18 protein-coding genes are annotated in these 16,841 nt (G+C 70.3%); 9 read left to right on the top strand and 9 right to left on the bottom strand.

The window, feature by feature from the left end; all coding sequences use genetic code 11:
• Positions 1-6: 6 nt before the first annotated feature.
• Both ACFWN2_RS02725 and ACFWN2_RS02720 read right to left on the bottom strand, forming a co-directional pair.
• Positions 7-903, bottom strand: a complete 897-nt coding sequence (locus tag ACFWN2_RS02725; protein ID WP_382424473.1) for an SDR family oxidoreductase — start codon at positions 901-903, stop codon at positions 7-9.
• A gap of 81 nt (positions 904-984) precedes the next feature.
• On the bottom strand, positions 985-1,989 hold the full coding sequence (locus ACFWN2_RS02720) for an SDR family NAD(P)-dependent oxidoreductase (protein ID WP_382424471.1): 1,005 nt from the start codon (positions 1,987-1,989) through the stop codon (positions 985-987).
• A 73-nt stretch (positions 1,990-2,062) separates the two neighbouring features.
• Between ACFWN2_RS02720 and ACFWN2_RS02715 the strand changes: the two genes are divergently transcribed.
• The 3 genes from ACFWN2_RS02715 to ACFWN2_RS02705 all read left to right on the top strand — a co-directional run bounded on the left by ACFWN2_RS02715 (position 2,063) and on the right by ACFWN2_RS02705 (position 5,073).
• Positions 2,063-2,989 carry an AraC family transcriptional regulator gene (locus ACFWN2_RS02715; protein WP_382424469.1) on the top strand — a complete coding sequence of 309 codons (927 nt, stop codon included), beginning with the start codon at positions 2,063-2,065 and terminating at the stop codon, positions 2,987-2,989.
• A 312-nt stretch (positions 2,990-3,301) separates the two neighbouring features.
• Entirely contained in the window at positions 3,302-4,390 is a 1,089-nt protein-coding gene (locus ACFWN2_RS02710) for a hypothetical protein (protein ID WP_382424467.1), read from the top strand.
• A gap of 191 nt (positions 4,391-4,581) precedes the next feature.
• A complete protein-coding gene (locus ACFWN2_RS02705; protein WP_382424465.1) occupies positions 4,582-5,073 on the top strand; it encodes a GAF domain-containing protein in 492 nt (163 codons plus the stop codon).
• Positions 5,074-5,082: 9 nt separating this feature from the next.
• Here the strand turns inward: ACFWN2_RS02705 and ACFWN2_RS02700 are convergent, their stop codons facing one another.
• On the bottom strand, positions 5,083-5,952 hold the full coding sequence (locus ACFWN2_RS02700) for a transglutaminase family protein (protein ID WP_382424463.1): 870 nt from the start codon (positions 5,950-5,952) through the stop codon (positions 5,083-5,085).
• Positions 5,953-6,359: 407 nt separating this feature from the next.
• On the opposite strand from ACFWN2_RS02700, the gene ACFWN2_RS02695 reads away from it, so the two are divergent.
• Together ACFWN2_RS02695 and ACFWN2_RS02690 are read left to right on the top strand one after the other, a co-directional pair.
• Complete coding sequence (locus ACFWN2_RS02695; RefSeq protein ID WP_382424462.1) at positions 6,360-7,397, top strand: fatty acid desaturase family protein; 1,038 nt, start codon at positions 6,360-6,362, stop codon at positions 7,395-7,397.
• A 50-nt stretch (positions 7,398-7,447) separates the two neighbouring features.
• Positions 7,448-7,597 carry a hypothetical protein gene (locus ACFWN2_RS02690; protein WP_382424460.1) on the top strand — a complete coding sequence of 50 codons (150 nt, stop codon included), beginning with the start codon at positions 7,448-7,450 and terminating at the stop codon, positions 7,595-7,597.
• 89 nt (positions 7,598-7,686) lie between these two features.
• On the opposite strand, the gene ACFWN2_RS02685 is transcribed toward ACFWN2_RS02690, so the two are convergent.
• The 3 genes from ACFWN2_RS02685 to ACFWN2_RS02675 all read right to left on the bottom strand — a co-directional run bounded on the left by ACFWN2_RS02685 (position 7,687) and on the right by ACFWN2_RS02675 (position 9,117).
• On the bottom strand, positions 7,687-7,923 hold the full coding sequence (locus tag ACFWN2_RS02685; protein WP_382424459.1) for a hypothetical protein: 237 nt from the start codon (positions 7,921-7,923) through the stop codon (positions 7,687-7,689).
• A 280-nt stretch (positions 7,924-8,203) separates the two neighbouring features.
• Positions 8,204-8,581, bottom strand: coding sequence for a hypothetical protein (locus ACFWN2_RS02680; RefSeq protein ID WP_382424457.1), 378 nt, complete (start codon positions 8,579-8,581; stop codon positions 8,204-8,206).
• A gap of 80 nt (positions 8,582-8,661) precedes the next feature.
• The gene (locus ACFWN2_RS02675; RefSeq protein WP_382424455.1) at positions 8,662-9,117 is read right to left on the bottom strand and encodes a winged helix-turn-helix transcriptional regulator; all 456 of its coding nucleotides are present in this window, start codon (positions 9,115-9,117) and stop codon (positions 8,662-8,664) included.
• Between the two features lie 85 nt (positions 9,118-9,202).
• Between ACFWN2_RS02675 and ACFWN2_RS02670 the strand changes: the two genes are divergently transcribed.
• From ACFWN2_RS02670 to ACFWN2_RS02660, 3 genes are all read left to right on the top strand, one after another.
• Entirely contained in the window at positions 9,203-9,901 is a 699-nt protein-coding gene (locus tag ACFWN2_RS02670; protein WP_382424453.1) for a nitroreductase, read from the top strand.
• 109 nt (positions 9,902-10,010) lie between these two features.
• Positions 10,011-11,504 (top strand): hypothetical protein, encoded by a 1,494-nt coding sequence (locus tag ACFWN2_RS02665; protein ID WP_382424451.1) that lies wholly within the window; start codon positions 10,011-10,013, stop codon positions 11,502-11,504.
• Between the two features lie 104 nt (positions 11,505-11,608).
• Complete coding sequence (locus tag ACFWN2_RS02660; protein ID WP_382424449.1) at positions 11,609-13,069, top strand: acyltransferase family protein; 1,461 nt, start codon at positions 11,609-11,611, stop codon at positions 13,067-13,069.
• A gap of 72 nt (positions 13,070-13,141) precedes the next feature.
• On the opposite strand, the gene ACFWN2_RS02655 is transcribed toward ACFWN2_RS02660, so the two are convergent.
• Entirely contained in the window at positions 13,142-14,038 is an 897-nt protein-coding gene (locus ACFWN2_RS02655; RefSeq protein WP_382424448.1) for an oxidoreductase, read from the bottom strand.
• Between the two features lie 90 nt (positions 14,039-14,128).
• On the opposite strand from ACFWN2_RS02655, the gene ACFWN2_RS02650 reads away from it, so the two are divergent.
• Positions 14,129-14,701, top strand: a complete 573-nt coding sequence (locus ACFWN2_RS02650) for a dihydrofolate reductase family protein (protein ID WP_382424447.1) — start codon at positions 14,129-14,131, stop codon at positions 14,699-14,701.
• Here ACFWN2_RS02650 and ACFWN2_RS02645 read toward each other — a convergent pair.
• On the bottom strand, positions 14,688-15,401 hold the full coding sequence (locus tag ACFWN2_RS02645) for an aspartate/glutamate racemase family protein (RefSeq protein ID WP_382424446.1): 714 nt from the start codon (positions 15,399-15,401) through the stop codon (positions 14,688-14,690). The two genes, ACFWN2_RS02650 and ACFWN2_RS02645, sit on opposite strands and share 14 nt — an antisense overlap.
• Positions 15,398-16,837, bottom strand: a complete 1,440-nt coding sequence (locus ACFWN2_RS02640; protein WP_382424444.1) for an NCS1 family nucleobase:cation symporter-1 — start codon at positions 16,835-16,837, stop codon at positions 15,398-15,400. Before ACFWN2_RS02640 ends, ACFWN2_RS02645 begins: the two co-directional genes overlap by 4 nt.
• Positions 16,838-16,841: the final 4 nt, after the last annotated feature.

Raw genomic sequence — 16,841 nt, 5'->3', positions numbered from 1 at the left:
TTCCGCTCAGCCTGCGAGGTAAGCGCCGGAGGCGATGTCCTCGACCAGACCGGGACCGTTCGGCTTCCACGACAACAACTCGCGGGTGGCGTCGCTGGACGCGGTCATCCTCAGCGCGAAGAAGTCCCCGACGAAACCGAAGTGCTCCGACACGTCCGCCGGGTCGATCGAGACGACCGGCAGGCCCAGGGAGGCGCCGATCGCCTCGGCGATCACCTTGGTGGGGACGGACTCCTCGGCCACCGCGTGCATGCGGGTGCCGGCGGGGGCGCGCTCCAGCCCGAGCCGGATCAGTTCGGCGGCGTCACCGACGTGCACGGCGGACCAGGCGACGCTGCCGTCGCCGACGTACCCGGACACACCGCGTTCCCTCGCCGCCTGAGTCAGGAAGTTCACGAACCCCCAGTCGCCCCTGCCGTGCACCGTGGGGGCGAACCGCACCGCGACCGACCTGATGCCGCGGCTGACGGCGCCGAGCGCGAGGTTCTCCGAACCACCCCGGTCGGACTCCGGGCCCACCGCGGGCGAGGCGTCGCTCTCCAGGACCAGTCCGTCCTCGACGATGCCGGACAGGCCGTTGGCGATGACGAACGGCTTCGCCGTCCCCTCCAGGGCGTCCAGCATCGCCTCGACCGCCGCGCGCTCGGCGCGGTCGCACTCCTGCGGGTCGCCCCAGTCGTGCTTGTTGGCCAGGTGCACGACCCCGTCGGCGGCGGCCGCGCCCCGGCGCAGCGAGTCGAGGTCGTCCAGGTCTCCCCTGTGCGCCAAGGCGTTCTTGGCTTCGAGCACCGCGGCCGAGCGGTCCGACCGGGCGAGTCCGAGCACCTCGTGCCCGCTGCCCAGCAGCTCGTCGACCACGGCCGAGCCGATCCAGCCGGTCGCTCCTGTCACGAAGACGCGCATCACGTTCCCTTTCTAGTCACTGTGTCCCGTAATCTACACAATAACGGAGCACGGTGTCTAGAAATTGGACCTCGGGCCTGTTCAGGCCTTGATCAGCTGCTCGCTCAGCTCCCATAGCCGTCGTGCCGACTCGGGATCAACGGCGTGCGGCACGACGTCGGCCGGGATGTCCTGCTCCGCGCCGAAGTCGATGGGCCTCGGGGTGTCCAGCGGCGAGACGTCGTTGTCCTTCAGGTAGACACCGCCGATGTCGGCGAGCAGCGGGCTGGTCGCCGCGAACACGCTGGTGGCGGCCCCCTGCTCCGGTGTCTTCATGCCGCGGGCCGGGTCGATGACCGGGCGGCCCGAGTCGTCGACGAGCCCCATCGCACGGATCTGCTCGGGCGTGACCGCGACTCCGTCCTCCGGCCGCGACGGGCCCAGTTCGGTGCCGACGATGACGCCGGGGTGCACGGCGTAGCCGCGGATTCCGTCCGCGGCCCACCGCCGGTCCAGTTCGACGGCGAACAGGACGTTGGCTGTCTTGGACTGGCCGTAGCCGAGCATGGGCTCGTATCCGGTGGTGAAGTGCGGGTCGTCCCAGCGGATGTCGGAGAGCCGGTGGCCGCCGGAGGTCAGGTTGACGACTCGGGCGGCACCGGCGGCCCGCAACGCGGGCAGCAGCGCCGTCGTGAGCTGGAAGTGGCCCAGGTGGTTGGTCGCGAACTGCGACTCGTAGCCGCGTCCGTCGCGGACCAGCGGGCCGCCCATGATGCCGGCGTTGTTGAGCAGCACGTCGAGCGGACGACCGGAGCGCAGGTAACCGACGGCGAAGGCGTCGACCGAGGCCGGGTCGAGCAGGTCCAGGCGGCTGATCTCCACGCGGTCGACGCCGGCCAGCGCGGCGGCGGCGCGGTCCGGGTCCCGCGAGCCGACGGTCACGGACGCGCCGGCGTCCGTCAGCGCGCGGGTGGTCACCAGGCCGAGCCCCACGTGGCCGCCGGTGACGATGACGTGCCTGCCCGCCAGGTCGATCCCCCGGAGCACGTCGGCGGCGGTCGAGGCGGCGGTGAATCCGGATCCGATGGGGTGTTGTTTCTGAGTCACGTCTCCACGCTAGGCAGCGTCATCCGTACTCTGAATAGTTGAAAGTCCGTATTTTTTGCGCGAGAGTACGGCCATGGGTGGCGATCAGCTTTCCGAGGTGTTCGACCTCGTCGAGGTCCGCGGTCTGTTGTCGGGCGGGTTCGCGGCGCGGGGCCCCTGGGTGTCGCGCGGGACCATCGCGGCGCCGCTGAAGTTCTTCGCACTGGTATCCGGACGGGCCCGGCTCACGACCGACGGCGTCGCCGGGACGACCGAACTCGAAGCGGGCGACGTCGCCGTGCTGACCAACCGGTCGTGGCTGTGCCTCGAAGGAGGCGGCGACGGACCACGCCGTGAGATCTCGCCCGAGGACGACTTCCCCTCCACCGGTCTCGCCGGCGCCGACTTCGGCACCGACGACGTTCTCATCGGCGGTCACGTCGACCTCAACCCGGCCGGCGACGCCCTGCTGCTGCAGGCACTTCCCCCGCTCGCCCACGTCCGGGCGTCGGCCACCTCGGGCACCACCCTGCGCGGCACCCTGCACCGCCTGTTCGACGAGATCGCCGCGGACCGGATCGGCTCGGAGTTCGCGATCCGCCAGCACTGCCAGCTCCTGCTGCTGGAGGTGCTGCGCGCCTACGTGGGCCAGGCCGATCTGCCTCCCGGATGGCTGCGGCTGCTGGCCGACGACCGGTTGCGCCCGGCGCTCCGCCTCATGCACACGAACCCCGCAAGGCAGTGGGGTCTCGAAGAACTCGCGTCCGCGGCGGCGATGTCGAGGACCTCGCTCGCCGAACGCTTCCGCGCCGTGGCGGGCACACCGCCGTTGACCTACCTCCACCGCTGGCGGATGCAACTGGCCCGGCGCGCTCTGCGGGACGGGGACGTCCGCGTCGGGGACCTGGCGGCCGAGCTGGGTTACTCGTCGGACAGCGCGTTCAGCACCGCGTTCAAGCGGGAGGCCGGGGAGTCGCCGCTGCGCTACCGGGCACGGGTGCGGGACGGACTCGCGGAGTAACGCTTGCCCCCCGTCCACGCGGGACAGTTCTTCGCCCCAGTGCGCCGCGAAACGTGAGACAGTGAACGCCCGCGCCATCTCGGAAGGCGCGTCTTCATCCCCGAGCGGACGCCGCCTCGTCCAGGCGCGTTTCCCCGCTCGCGGAAAGTTCTCTCGACTCCACGCCCCCACCGGGCTCCAGAACCATCCCCACGAGGGAGATCTCCCATCACCGCTTCGGCACTCACGCCGGCCACGGCCGCTCCTCGCACCCTCACCGACATCTACGGCCCCGACGTCGCCGTCTGCGCGCGGCCGGCCCAGGAACCGGCGGTGCCGTCGAGCAGGCACCGCAACACCCGCGACGTCCTGTCCGCCCGCCCCCTCGCCGTCGCCGCCGGCACGCCCGTCATCAGCAGTGCGGGCGGCACCGAGCCCAACCTGATCGCGACCCTCCGCGACGGCGGCCTGCCCGTGGGCACCGACGCGCGCGAGTTCCGCACCGAAGCCGAGTTCTTCCTCCGCGTCGGCGAAGCCCTCAGCGAAGGCCTGCGCCTGTCCATGGAGTACCCGCAGCCGGCCGGACCGGACGAACGTTCCGTGAAGAGCGCCGAACTCGTCGGCTACCTCAACAACAAGGCCAGCATCAGCACCTTCGTCGATCCGCGCTTCCAGGCCCGCCGCCAGGTCGTCGCCACCGGCGAACTCGCCGACGCCACCCCCTCCGAGAAGTCCTGGGTCCTCAAGGCTGCCACCAACGCCGCTCACGGCGCCAGCCTCGACGTCTACCTGCACCGGGCAGGGGACCTGGTGACCCTGCCCGCGTTCACCGACGTCCTCACCGAGGTCGTCGTCGAGGAGTACCTGAGCATCCACCGCAACTGGGGCGTCCAGCTCTACGTCGCCGCCGACGGGCAGGCCCGCCTGCTCGCCGTCACCGACCAGCGCGTCGACGCGGACGGCGTCTACGCCGGCGGCCGCTTCGGGCTCGTCGTGCCCCTCCCCGCCGACCTGCTCACCGAATGCCTGGCGATCGCCCAGCGCGCCGCAGACGTGGGCTACCGCGGCATGTGCAGCCTCGACTGCGCCCAGACGCACGACGGCAGACTCGTCATGCTCGACCTGAACTTCCGCATCACCAGCGGCTCCGTGCCGCTGCTAGCACTGCACACCGTCCGCCACGACGCCCTCGACCGCCCGTCGGAGTCGACGAAACTCACCACCACCGCACCCATCGCAGCACTGCTGGCCGCGCTGCGGCCCGCCCTGCGGCGCGGCGGGCTCCTCGTCACCGGTGGCCACGACACCCGCCGCACCGACCACCCGGTCAAGCTGACCACACTGCACCTGATCGTCTTCGGCGACGATCCCGTCGACGTCACCACCCGCCGTGCGGCGTTGGAGACCATGTACAACCACTGACGCGCTCAGTCCACAGTGGAGTGACCTGGCGAGGTCCGCGGTTCGAAGGCTTTGCCCGAACGGCGGCGGATCTCGGGCGCGCACAGCGGTAAGGTCGACCAGGCGCCCGCCTCAGCCGGGCGAGTTCCTGCCACGCCGCCCCGGTCGCCGGCGGCACCACTTCACCGAACCGGTCTGGAGTGCTGCCCGCCATGCTTGAGATCACGGCCGCCTCACCGCTCGACATCGCCACCGACCGCGGCCGGCTGCAGGCCGCGGTCCGGCACGTCTGCATCGCTTGCGGGGTGGGGACGAACGCGGTGGGGACGGCGATCTACCTGCGGGCCGCCGGAGGGCCGATCCAGCCGTTCGCGAGTGCCGGGTTCTGCGGCGAGGAGATCGCGGAGCTGCAGTCCGCGCTCGGCGAGGGACCGGCGTTCGAGGCGGCCCGGCAGAACTGGCCCGTGTTCGTGCCGAACCTCGTAGATCACGCGATCTCGGTGCGCTGGCCGCTCTTCTCGGCCGCGGCGATCACGACCGGGGTCGAGGGGGTGTTCGCGTTTCCCCTGGCGCTCGGCGCCGAGCCGATCGGTTCCTTCGAGATCCACCGCGACACCGGAGACGCGCTGACACCCGACGAGATCGTCGGCGCGGTGCAACTGGCCGCTGTGGCACTCACTCTGTTGCTGGACGGCGAACGGTGACGGTCAAGATCACCGCTGCACGAGCACGAGGTCTTCCTCGGCGTGCACGACCATCGACTCCAGGACCGGACCGCCGAACGTGGTGACCATGGCGACGTCGGCGGCGTCACGGCCGCGTCCGATCACCACGCGTCCCTTGCGGGGCACGTTGTTGCGCGGGTCGAACGTCCACCACCGGTCGCCGAGCCAGACCTCCATCCACGCCGCGAAGTCCATCGGCGCGCCGTCGTGCGGCACGTCGATCTCCGGCAGGTAGCCGAAGACGTAGCGGGCGGGGATGTTGAGCGCGCGGCAGAAGGAGATCGCCAGGTGCGCGAAGTCGCGGCAGACACCGACGCCCGCGGCGTTGACGTCCGCGGCGGTGGACAACGAGGTGGAGGCGCCGTAGCCGAAGCTCAATGACTCGTGGACGTGCCGGCAGATCTCCCGCACCCGGTGCCAGCCGGGCGTCACCGCGCCGAACCTCGACCAGGCCTCGTCCCCGAGCACGTCGGACAGGCAGTAGCGGCTCGGCAACGTGTACACCAGCACCTCGCTGGGCAGATCGCCCGGCGCCGTCTCCTGCGCGTCCTCGTCGGCCTCGTCGACGCGATCGGGCACGACCGCCCTCGCGCTGTAGTGCACAGTGGACAGTCCGGTCGGCAGCGTCAGGCGGGCGAACCAGTTGCCGTGCAGGTCGAAGTAGTGGCGCACTGCGGTCTCGGGTTCCACGAACAGGCGCTCGTCGCTCACCAGCACGTCGCCGCGCCGGTCGGGGCGCACCAGGAACATGGCCGGTGTGGGCACCGCCGAGCGGTAGGTGAACGCACAGCCGACGCGGAGCATTCGGGGTGCCCGCGCCGGCTGTGCCTCGCGGCCGTGGTTGCGGTGCGAGGTCAACGAACGCGCTCCGCGCCGTGGGGTCCCTCGCGTCGCCGAACGGCGAGGTCCACAGTGGATCTCCTGACCCGGAGCGGTTTCTGGCGGTGCGCGGCGTGCGAGAGGTGCGGAGCCGACGTCATGCCGGAACTCCCGTCTCCGGCCGGAACGACCGATTCTGGTTCGCCGGGCACGACATGAGCTTGACCGCCCACGTGCGGAAAGTTACCGGCGGAACCGACACTACACGCCTGGAGTCCCCGTCCACCGAAACGCCCTGGAATATTTCGTTGAGCGTACGGTGGGGGTATCAACGGCACAGCAAGCCCCGACGGGGTTGAGCGCGCCGCGGCCGGGTACACGGCAAGAACCGCACGTCCTCCCGGGGAACATCCCCCGAGAGCTCTCCCATTGTCCGGAGCACACGCATGTCCGCAGCACCCGACGCCCTCACCGAACAGGCCGACAGCCCGCGGGGCAGCGACTTCGCCCGGCTGACCAGGGAGCTCAAGGCAGCAGGACTGCTGAACCGGCGGCGTGGCTATTACCTGGTGCGGATGACGGTGAACGCGCTGATGCTCGGTGCGATCGCGGTGGCGTTCATCGTGCTGGGCGACTCGTGGTGGCAGGTGGTCACGGCGGTCGCCCTGGCGATGGCGTCGACGCAGCTGGCGTTCATCGGGCACGACGCGGGACATCGGCAGATCTTCCGGAGCCACCGCACGAACGACGTGGTCGGGCACCTGCACGGGAGCCTCACCGGGATCAGCTACCAGTGGTGGGTCGCGAAGCACAACCGCCACCACGCCAACCCCAACCACGAGGACCACGACCCGGACATCGAGATCCACGCCCTCGCGTTCAGCCGCGCGCAGGCCGTGCACAAGCGGGGCCTGAACGCCTGGATCACCAAGCGGCAGGCGTTCCTGTTCTTCCCGCTGCTGCTCGCCGAGGCGGCCGTGCTCCGGATCTCCGGCATGGTCGCCCTGTGCCGCAACGAACTGCGCAACCCGTGGCGCGAGGCCGCACTCCAGGTGCTCCCGCTGGCCACCTACCTGGCGGCCGCGTTCATCGTGCTGTCACCCGCGAAGGCGGTCGTGTTCATCGCCGTTCACCAGGGGCTGATGGGGGTCTACCTCGGTTGCTCGTTCGCGCCCAACCACAAGGGAATGCCGATCATCACCGGCGACCAGCGCCTCGACCACCTCCACAAGCAGGTGCTGACGTCGCGCAACGTCACCGGCGGCCGCTGGGTGGACGCGCTGCTCGGCGGCCTGAACCACCAGATCGAGCACCACCTCTACCCGCACATGCCCCGCCCGAACCTGCGCCGCGCGCAACCCGTCGTCGAGAACTTCTGCTCGCGCAACGGAATCCCGTACAGCAAGACGACGCTGCGCCGCTCCTACGCCGAGGTGCTGCGCCACTTGCACGACGCAGGAGCTCCCCTGCGCAACGCTGCCTGAGAACCAGGCTCCGAGAGCGATCTTCCTAGTCAGTCAACAGAAAGAGTCCCATGACCTCACGCTCGGCGAACGACCTCTTCAGCCATCCCGAGACGCACGAGTCGGACGCCCGGCACCGGCCGGGTGACCTCGACCGGTCGGCCTGGGCGGACCTGTTCCAGGAACCGGGCCCGGCACCGGCCACTCCGTCGAGCGCCTGACGACGCGGAGGAGCGGAGCCGACACCCTGCCAGAAGCTCCGCTCCCCCGGACGAGCACGACGCGCCACCGCGGCGGGCGCCGTCTCACGTCACTTGTCGTCGGGGTTGGCGCACAGGCCGCTGTCGTTGCCGGACAGGGCGGGCACCGCGATGACGTTGACGTCGATGAAGCAGGCGTTGACGTCGCTGAGGACCTCGGAGTCGTTCAGGTTGGCGCCGCCCACCTGGTGGGAGAGGTCGAGCTCCGGAACGTCGGCCATCGCCGTGGAACCGAACCCGAGGAAAGCGCCCGCGATGGCGACGGCCGCCCCAGCCTTCTTCAGCACAAAAATCTCCTTGATTCGAATCTTTCAGAATGGAACGCGTCGGCGAAGTGCCGCTCGCAGAACCGACAGGAACGTATCCAAACGAGCAGAACGCACCAAATCGCCTACCAGGCGAAAGCGTGACGCGGCAGCACCAAACCACACCTTCGGGTGAGGTCTGGTTTTTGAGGTTTAGCGCATTGTTGTCTGCAGATCAGGACGAATGCCGAAATCGCGGGGACGCCTTCTACTTTTGAGTGAAGAGTGCGAATCTCGACGGTGTCGGTGCGGGCGAGTCCGCTCATCTTCCCGCCGGCCTGACAGGAGGCGGGCTCCGTTCGCAACGCAGCCGCTCCAGCTGGTCGAACAGTTCCCGGCGGACGGGTTCCACGTCGGCGACCAGCCCGGTGAGCTCGTCCAGTCCCGGAGCGTCCGGGTGATCAAGCCGCCACCGCTCGAGTTGCCGCACCATCGCCGCGTGTCCGGCACCGACGTCGCGGTACTCGTCCTCCAGCTGGCGGCACCACGAACCGTCAGCCTGCTCCGGCGTCAGCCCGGCCAGCTCTCGCGCCAGGCCGCGGGCCTCGCCCAGTTCGGCACGCAGGCCCGCCATCGCGACGGGCAGCATCTCGATCCCCAGGTCCGGAGTCTCTTCGACGTCCCGGTCGTCACCGCTCACGTCTCGGACGGTACGAGTGCGTTCACCGGCCGAGAACGCAGGACACCCGCGAAGCCGCGCAAGTTCGCCGGTCCGTGTGACTACCTCCGGTCGACGTGCGCGACGAGGCCGGGGCCGGCTTCGGGCAGGACGTCGTGCGCGGTCATGGTTTCTCCGCAGCAGTCGCACGCCAGCGTGACCCGTGCCTCGCCGCTGCACTCGCGGTGGCGGTAGTGCACCGGTGGGCCGTCCGGTGCCATGTAGGTGTCGCCCCAGTCCTTGACGGCCATCAGGATCGGGTAGAGGTCGTGCCCCTTGCGGCTCAGCCGGTACTCCCCGTGCTCGGCCTCCTGCCGCACCAGGATGCCGTGCTCGACCAGCCGGGCGAGCCGGTCCTGCAGGCGGCTGCGCGGGATGCCCAGGTTGCCCTGGAACGCGTTGAACCTCCGCACGCCCGCGAACGCCTCCTTGAGGATCAGCAACGTCCACCGGTCCCCCAGCAGCACCAGCGGGCGGGTGATCGAGCAGGGCAGATCCGCGAGCTCCTCGTACCGCATGACCACGACCCTACCCAAGACAGTCTCTTTTCGAGACTGCGCCGTGCTAACTTCAGTCTCGAAAAGAGACTGCCCTGGAGGTCCAGTGAGCACGGTGGCCGACACGTCCCGAGAACCGCACGAGGCACTGCGCGGCCTGTTCGCCGAGAGGTGGACCTGCCGCCAGTTCCTGCCGGAGCCGGTGCCGAGGGACACCATCGAGCAGGTGCTCGCCCTTGCCCAGCGCACGCCGTCCTGGTGCAACACCCAGCCGTGGCAGGTCATCGTCACCGAAGGCGAGGGCACCGAGCGGCTGCGGACCCGGTTGCTGGCGCACCTGCGGGACAACCCCGGAGAGCCGGACTTCCCGTTCCCCACCCGGTACGCGGGCGTCTACCAGGAGCGCCGCCGGGAGTGCGGCAAGCAGCTCTACACCAGCGTCGGCATCGAACGCGGCGACCACCAGGGCGCCGCACGGCAGATGCTGCGCAACTTCGAGCTGTTCGACGCGCCGCACGTCGCGATCATCACCACCGAGGCCGACCTCGGCGTCTACGGCGCCGTCGACTGCGGCCTCTACCTCGGCTCGTTCCTGCTCGCCGCGCAGAGCCTCGGTGTCGCCACGGCGCCACAGGCGGCGCTCGCGGGGTACTCGGGCTTCCTGCGCGACCACTTCGGGCTCCCGGACACGCGGCGGGTGGTCGTCGGGGTGTCGTTCGGCTACCCCGACACGACACACCCGGTGAACAGTTTCCGCACCACGCGGACGGACGCGGCCGATGCCGTGACCTGGCACTCCGCGTAGCCTCTTTCGGGTGATCGCGGTGCGGCCGGCGAGGATCCGGCTCCCCACCGGATATCCCCCGGCCACTGAGACGGAGCCCCGTTTCCCGTGCGCGAGGGTGCGTGGTCGGATGGTGACGACGAAGCGGTGGTACCTCGCCGTGGTGGTGTCCGTTCTGGTGAGCGGGTGCACCGCCGGTCCCAACTCCCACGGGGCGGCGGCCGACGTGACCGCCCCGTCCGAGAAGACCACTGTGCTGAACGCCCGGCCCGGTGCGGAATCGGCGATCGCCATGAGCTCCGCTCTCTTCCGCAGCGCTCCCGTCGTGGTGGTGACCGCGGAGGCGGACCGCGCCGATGCGGGCGGGCTGGCGGAGCGACTGGGGGTGCCTGTGCTCCAGATCCCGGCCTCGCACGCGCCGGAGCAGGGCATCGCGGCCGTGCGCGACGAGGTGGAGCGGCTGTCACCTCAGGCGGTGCTCGCCGTCAGCGCCGACGCGCGGCGTGAGGTCGAGGCGTGGGCAGGACCGGCAAGGGTGGTGGGGATCGATGCGCCGGCAGATGCGCAACTGCCCACCGAACTGCCGAACGTGGAGCCCGCCCACCCCGCGGGCGTGACGGTGCTCGCCGACACCGGTCGTGACGACACCGCGGCCCTCGCCACGGCGCGGGCGGCCGGCGCGCGGGTCGTCACGGTGCACGGCACCGACCCGAGGAACGACCGGGCCGCGCTCGACGCGTTGCGCGCGGAGCCCTCCCCGCTCGTGGCACTGGGCGAGGACTTCGGCCCCGCCGACCGCCTGCGCAGGCGCGTCGACACCGAGGTGCGCGGCGAACTGCCCGGCGGCGGCCAGGTCCTCTTCCCCGGCAGGCTGCTGGTCTGCCTCTACGGCCACCCGGACGGCCCCGCGCTCGGCGCACTCGGCGAACAGGACCTCGACAGCACCACGACCCGCGTCAAGGAGCTGGCCGCCGGCTACGACCCGCTCAGCGACGTCCCCGTCGTGCCGGCCCTGGAGATCATCGCCACCGTCGCCCAGGGCTCCCCCGGCCCCGACGGCGACTACTCGGGCGAGGCCGACGCCGAGACGTTGCGCCCGTGGGTGGACAAGGCCGAGCAGGAAGGCCTCTACGTGATCCTGGACCTGCAACCGGGCAGGGCCCGCCTGCTGGACCAGGCGAAGCGGTACGAGTCACTCCTCGCGAAACCCCACGTCGGACTCGCCGTCGACCCGGAGTGGAAGCTCGGACCGGATCAGGTTCCGCTGCACCAGATCGGCGGTGTCGACGCGTCGGAGATCAACGAGGTCACGGCGTGGCTCGCGGACCTGACCGCCGCGAGGTCCCTGCCGCAGAAGCTGCTCGTGGTGCACCAGTTCCAGCTGTCGATGATCCGCGACGAGCAGTCGCTCGACACCGGCCACGACGAGGTGCAGCTGCTGATCCACATGGACGGGCAGGGCACGACGGGCCAGAAGGTGTCCACGTGGGACTCCGTCGTGGGGGCTCGGCCGGATGGGCTGCCGCTGGGCTGGAAGAACTTCTACGACGAGGACAAGCCGATGCTCACGCCGGAGCAGACCATGGCGCACGAACCGAAACCGTCGATGGTCTCGTACCAGTGACGCCGCCCGGCATGGCCATCCCCGGCCTTGACACAACAGTCGGTTCAAACGAAAGGCCGAACCGGAGCTGAACCGTTTGGCGTTCGCGATAGTCTGCTAGGCCTATGACACGGGTCGGGCAGGTTTCCGTGGGCGAGGGGTCGACGCGGGCAGAAGGCCCGCACGGCGAGGGGAAGCGCTTTGCGAAGATCGAGACGGGTTTCGCCTGGCTGCGTCTGATCGGGGCGGCACTGGTCGTCATCGAGCACAGCTTCCCGCTGCTCCACCCGGCCGAGATCGGCATGTTCCCGGAGAGCTGGAACCTCTCGCCGGGCTACTTCGCGCTCATGGCCTTCTTCGCCATGAGCGGCTACCAGATCACCGACAGCTGGTACCGCGACGCCTCGTGGTGGCGCTACCTGCTCAAGCGAGCGCTGAGGATCTGGCCTCCGCTGCTCGTGGTCGTGATGATCAGCGCGTTCGTGATCGGCCCGCTCGTGACGGTGCTGAGCCAGAGCGAGTACTGGCGCAGCTACGAGACCTGGGGCTACGTCATCAACAACGCGGGCCTGTACACGTTGCAGCACAAGCTTCCCGGCGTGTTCGCCGACAACCCGTACCCCTGGTCGGTCAACGGTTCCATCTGGACGTTGCCGATGGAGACCACCGGCTACCTGATCGTGCTGGCCGCCGGCCTCGTCGGCGCGCTGAGCAAGGGCCGCGCGACGCTGTTCCCGGTGCTGGCGGTGTTCGTCGTGCTGGACGGCTTCGGGCAGGCCCGCGTCGGGCACAACGGGAACTTCGGCGGTCTGCTCAGCCTGCCGCTGGCTCCGCTGGTCGCCTACATGGTGCCCTTCGTGCTGGGCATGATCTTCTTCGCCTACCGGGACCGCATCAGGTTCCGCCCGTCAATCGCCTACGGCCTGTGCGCGCTGTACCTGCTCACCAACTTCACGCCGCCGCTGGAACCCGCCGCGCGCTTCGTGCTGCCGCTGGCCGCGGGCTACGGCGCGGTCACCTGGGCGCACCACTGGCCGCGCCGGCTCGCCGGGTACGACGAGTGGGTCTACGGCAGCTACGGCATGTACATCTGGGGCATGCCGGTGCAGCAGTTGTACGTGCTGGCCGGAGTGAACGACCCGTGGCTGCTGATGGCCGTGGCGGTGCCGACGTCCTACCTGTTCGGTCTGTTCTCGTGGCGCCTGGTCGAGAAGCCGACCCAGCAACTGCGCCGCTATCTCAGACCCCCGTCCAGACCTCCGCGGCAACAGGAGCCCGACCGGCCCGCCGCCGGCCACCACAACGCCGCACGGCTCCCCGAACCACGCCACGCCGGCCCTCAGCGTGCGCCCGACCAGTTCGTGCCCGGTCCGCCGCGCTCGCAGCACTGGGATCACCCCGCACGTCAACCACAGCCGGTGAGACCTCCTGCCGGACGCCCGCCACATCCGCACCATCAGGTGAACCAGTACCGCCGCTACAGCGGCGACCTGCGGGACGACGCTCACAGTGCGTCCCCTGCCTGGACCGACCCGTCCGAGATGCCGCTGGAGGGCCCGTGGCGCGGCACCATCTCGGGGCCTTGAGCCGTCAGGGCGCAGAAGACATGTAGCCGCCGCAACGCCTTCGGTCGACCACGCCTTGCACAGCCGACGAACTCAGGGCGTCGCCGTCAGCGGGAAGCTCACGCCGGTCAACCGCTCCGACGCCTCCCACAGCCGCCGCGCCAGCACGGGATCGCTGGCCGCCGCCGACCGTCCGACCAGGGCGGGGCCGCCGTGCAGCTCGAACCGTCCGTCGGGGCCGACGTAGCTGGCGCCCGGCAGGTCCTGGGTCGCCGCGTACAACGACGGCGCCGCGCCCTGCGCCTCGGTCTGCGCCAGGTATCGCCCAGCGAGGTGCACGAGCTTGACCAGCTGGCGGTTGCGGCCGGGGGTGCCCAGGTTGCTCGCCGTGTAGCCGGGATGCGAGGACAGCGCGCGCACGGGCGACCCGGCCTCGCGGCAGCGCCGTTCGAGTTCCAGGGTGAACAGCAGGTTCGCCAGCTTGGACCGGCCGTAGCCCCTCACCGCAGTGTAGCCGGTGCGGGTGAAGTCGAGGTCGTCGAGATCCAGCCTGCCCGCCTTGTGCGCGCCCGAGGCCACGGTCACGACGCGGTCGGTGATCGAGGGCAGCAGCAGGTTGGTCAGCGCGAAGTGGCCGAGGTGGTTGGTGCCGAACTGCAGCTCGAACCCGTCCGCCGTGTGACCGTGCGGCGTCATCGCCACGCCGGCGTTGTTCACCAGGACGTCGATCGGGCCCTCCCAGCCGTCGGCGAACGCGCGCACCGACGCCAGGTTCGCCAGGTCCAGTTCGCGGACCTCGGTGGTGCCGGACATGGCGGCCGCCGCCCGTTCACCGGCGGCCACGTTGCGCACGGCGAGCACCGTGCGCGCTCCTGCCGCCGCGAAGGCCGTCGCCGTGCCGCGGCCCACGCCGCTGGCCGCACCGGTCACCACGACGGTGCGACCGGTCAGGTCGGGGAGGTCGTCTGCGGTCCACCGGTGCTTGGTCATGATCGCCAGCTTAGGCGGTCGGCGTCGAAACGGGCCGGGCTCGTTCGACGCAGGGGTGAGAGCACGAGGAACCCCGAAGGGACGCGGATCATGGGACTGGTCATCTGCGACATGTCGATCTCGCTCGACGGCTACGTCACCGGGCCGAACGCCGGGCGCGAGAACCCGTTCGGCGACGGCGCGGCAAGCCTGCACGACTGGATGTTCAAGGATCCGATCGACGCGGACCGTCAGTACCTGGAGGACGCGATCGCGCACTGCGGCGCGGTGGTGATGGGCCGCACGTCGTTCGACAAGACCGTGCACGAGTGGGGTCCCGGCGGCCCGCTTCCCGGCGTGCGGAGTTTCGTGGTCACCCACACCGCGCCCGCCGAGGACCATCCCGGCTACACGTTCGTCACCGACGGCGTCGCGCGGGCGATCGTGCAGGCCCGGGAAGCCGCTGGGGACAGGTGGGTCGGCCTGCACGGCGCCACGGTGATGCAGCAGGCGCTGCCGCTCGGACTGGTCGACGAGATCTACGTGCACGTGGTGCCGCTGCTGCTCGGCGGGGGCACGCCGCTGTTCGCCGCGCTCGGTTCCGCGATCCGGCTGGAGCGCGTCGAGACGCCGCGCTCCCCCGCCGTCGACCACCTGCGGTACCGCGTGCTCAGGCCGTCGTGAACTGTTCGAGCAGGCCGGAGTAGGGCTTCGGTGGCGGCGCGGCGAACTCTCCCGCCGCGCTCGTCCGCAAACCCATGCGCACCAACGACTCCACCTGCAGCACCGCCGCCTGGACGCCGTCCACGACGGGGACGCCGACCCGGTGCTCGATCTCGGCGCGCTGTGCGGTCATGCCGGCGCACCCGAGCACGACCACGTCCGAGCGGTCCGCCGCCACCGCCGTCCGGCACGCGGCGACCACGGCCTCGACCGCGGTCTCCACCTCCAGCACCGGCACGTCGCAGGCCCACACGCCGCGGCAGAACCCCGCCACGCCGTACCGGTGGGCGAGGTCCCACGCCCGGCCGCGGGTGCGGTCGAGCGTGGTGACGACGCTGAAACCCCTGCCGAGGAACGCCGCGGTGCGCATGGCCGCCTCGGCGATGCCGACCACGGGGCCGTCCGCGAGCTCGCGGGCGGCCTCCAGGCCGGGGTCGCCGAAGCAGGCGATCACGTGACCGTCCGCCGGGGTGGCCGCGATCTCGGCGAGCAGCCCCGGCACGCTGAGCGCCTCGTCGTAGTGGCTCTCGATCGACGCCGGTCCCATCGACGGGCAGGTGGCCAGCACCTCGACGTCGGGTCCGGCGATCGCGGCGGCCGCGCGGCCGATCGCCTCGGTCATGGCCGCGCTGGTGTTCGGGTTGACGACCTGGATCTTCACCGGTCTCCCCGCGACAGCAGGGAGAACAGGACGAAGCCGAGCGCCATGCCGACGAACCAGCTGTACGGGGCGACTCCCGCGAGTGCGGGCACCAGGACCGGCACCATCGCGATGAGCGAGGACGCGACGGTCGCGATGATCGCCTTGGGGTTGTACCCCTTGCGGTACCAGTACTTCCCGGTGGGCGACATGGTGAACAGGTCGTCGACGTCGACCTGCTGCCGCGCCACCACGTAGTGGCCGGCGATCAGAACCCCGAACAACGGCCCGATGAACGCGCCCAGCGTCTCCAGCGTGTAGTGGATGACGGCCGGGTTGTGGTAGAGGTTCCACGGCGTGATCAGCACCGAACCCACGGCCGCGATCATGCCGCCCGCGCGCCAGCTGATCCGCTGCGGGTTGACGTTGGAGAAGTCGAACGCGGGCGAGATGAAGTTCGCGACGATGTTGATGCCGATCGTGGCGATGCTGAACGTCAAGGCTCCCAGCACGATCGCGAACGTGCTGTCGATCCGCGCGACCGTCGCGACGGGATCGGTGAGCAGCTCGCCGAACACCGGCACCGTCAGCGAGGCGGTGACGACGACCAGCACGGCGAACACGAGGAAGTTGACCGGCAGGCCGAGCAGGTTGCCGCGCTTGACCGCCGCGAACGACTTGCCGTAGCGGGAGAAGTCGCCGAAGTTCAGCATCGGGCCGGAGAAGTACGACACGACCAGTGCGATGGCCCCGAACATCACCGGCAGCGACGCCCAGCCGGTGTGCTTCACGTCGCCGAGGTTGAAGTCGATCGCGCCCCAGCCGGCGCGGGCGATCAGGTAGCCGGCGAGCAGGAACATCACCACGTACACGGCGGGACCGCAGAAGTCGATGAACCGCCTGATCGTCTCCATGCCCGTCCAGAACACGGCCGCCTGCAAGAACCACAGCGCGGTGAACGACGCCCAGCCCAGCGCCGACAGTCCCAGGAACCCGTGCTGCTGCACGTCCGCGTACGGCAGCAACGACGGGAACAGCTTGAGCAGCACCACGTCCAGCGCCGCCGACGCGAGGTAGGTCTGGATGCCGTACCAGGCCACCGCGATCAGCCCGCGGATCACCGCCGGCACGTTCGCCCCGAGCACGCCGAAGACGCTGCGGCAGATCACCGGGTACGGCACGCCGGTCTGCTGGCTCGGCTTCGCGACGAGGTTGCAGAAGAAGTACACGATGCCGATGCCCGCCAGCAGCGCCACCAGCACCTGCCAGCCGCTCAGGCCCAGCAGGAAGAGGCTGCCCGCGGTGACGTACCCGCCGACGCTGTGCACGTCCGACATCCAGAACGCGAAGATGTTGTAGGAACCCCAGGTCTGCTTCTCCAACGGTGCCAGATCGGCGTTGGTCAGCCTCGGGTCGTAGGCGAGCTTGCTTTCCGCGTTCGTCGCTGTCGCTGTCATCGCC

The organism is Lentzea sp. NPDC058436 (assembly GCF_042721515.1).
GTDB lineage: Bacteria > Actinomycetota > Actinomycetes > Mycobacteriales > Pseudonocardiaceae > Lentzea.
This window is presented reverse-complemented; position numbering and strand designations above follow the sequence as displayed.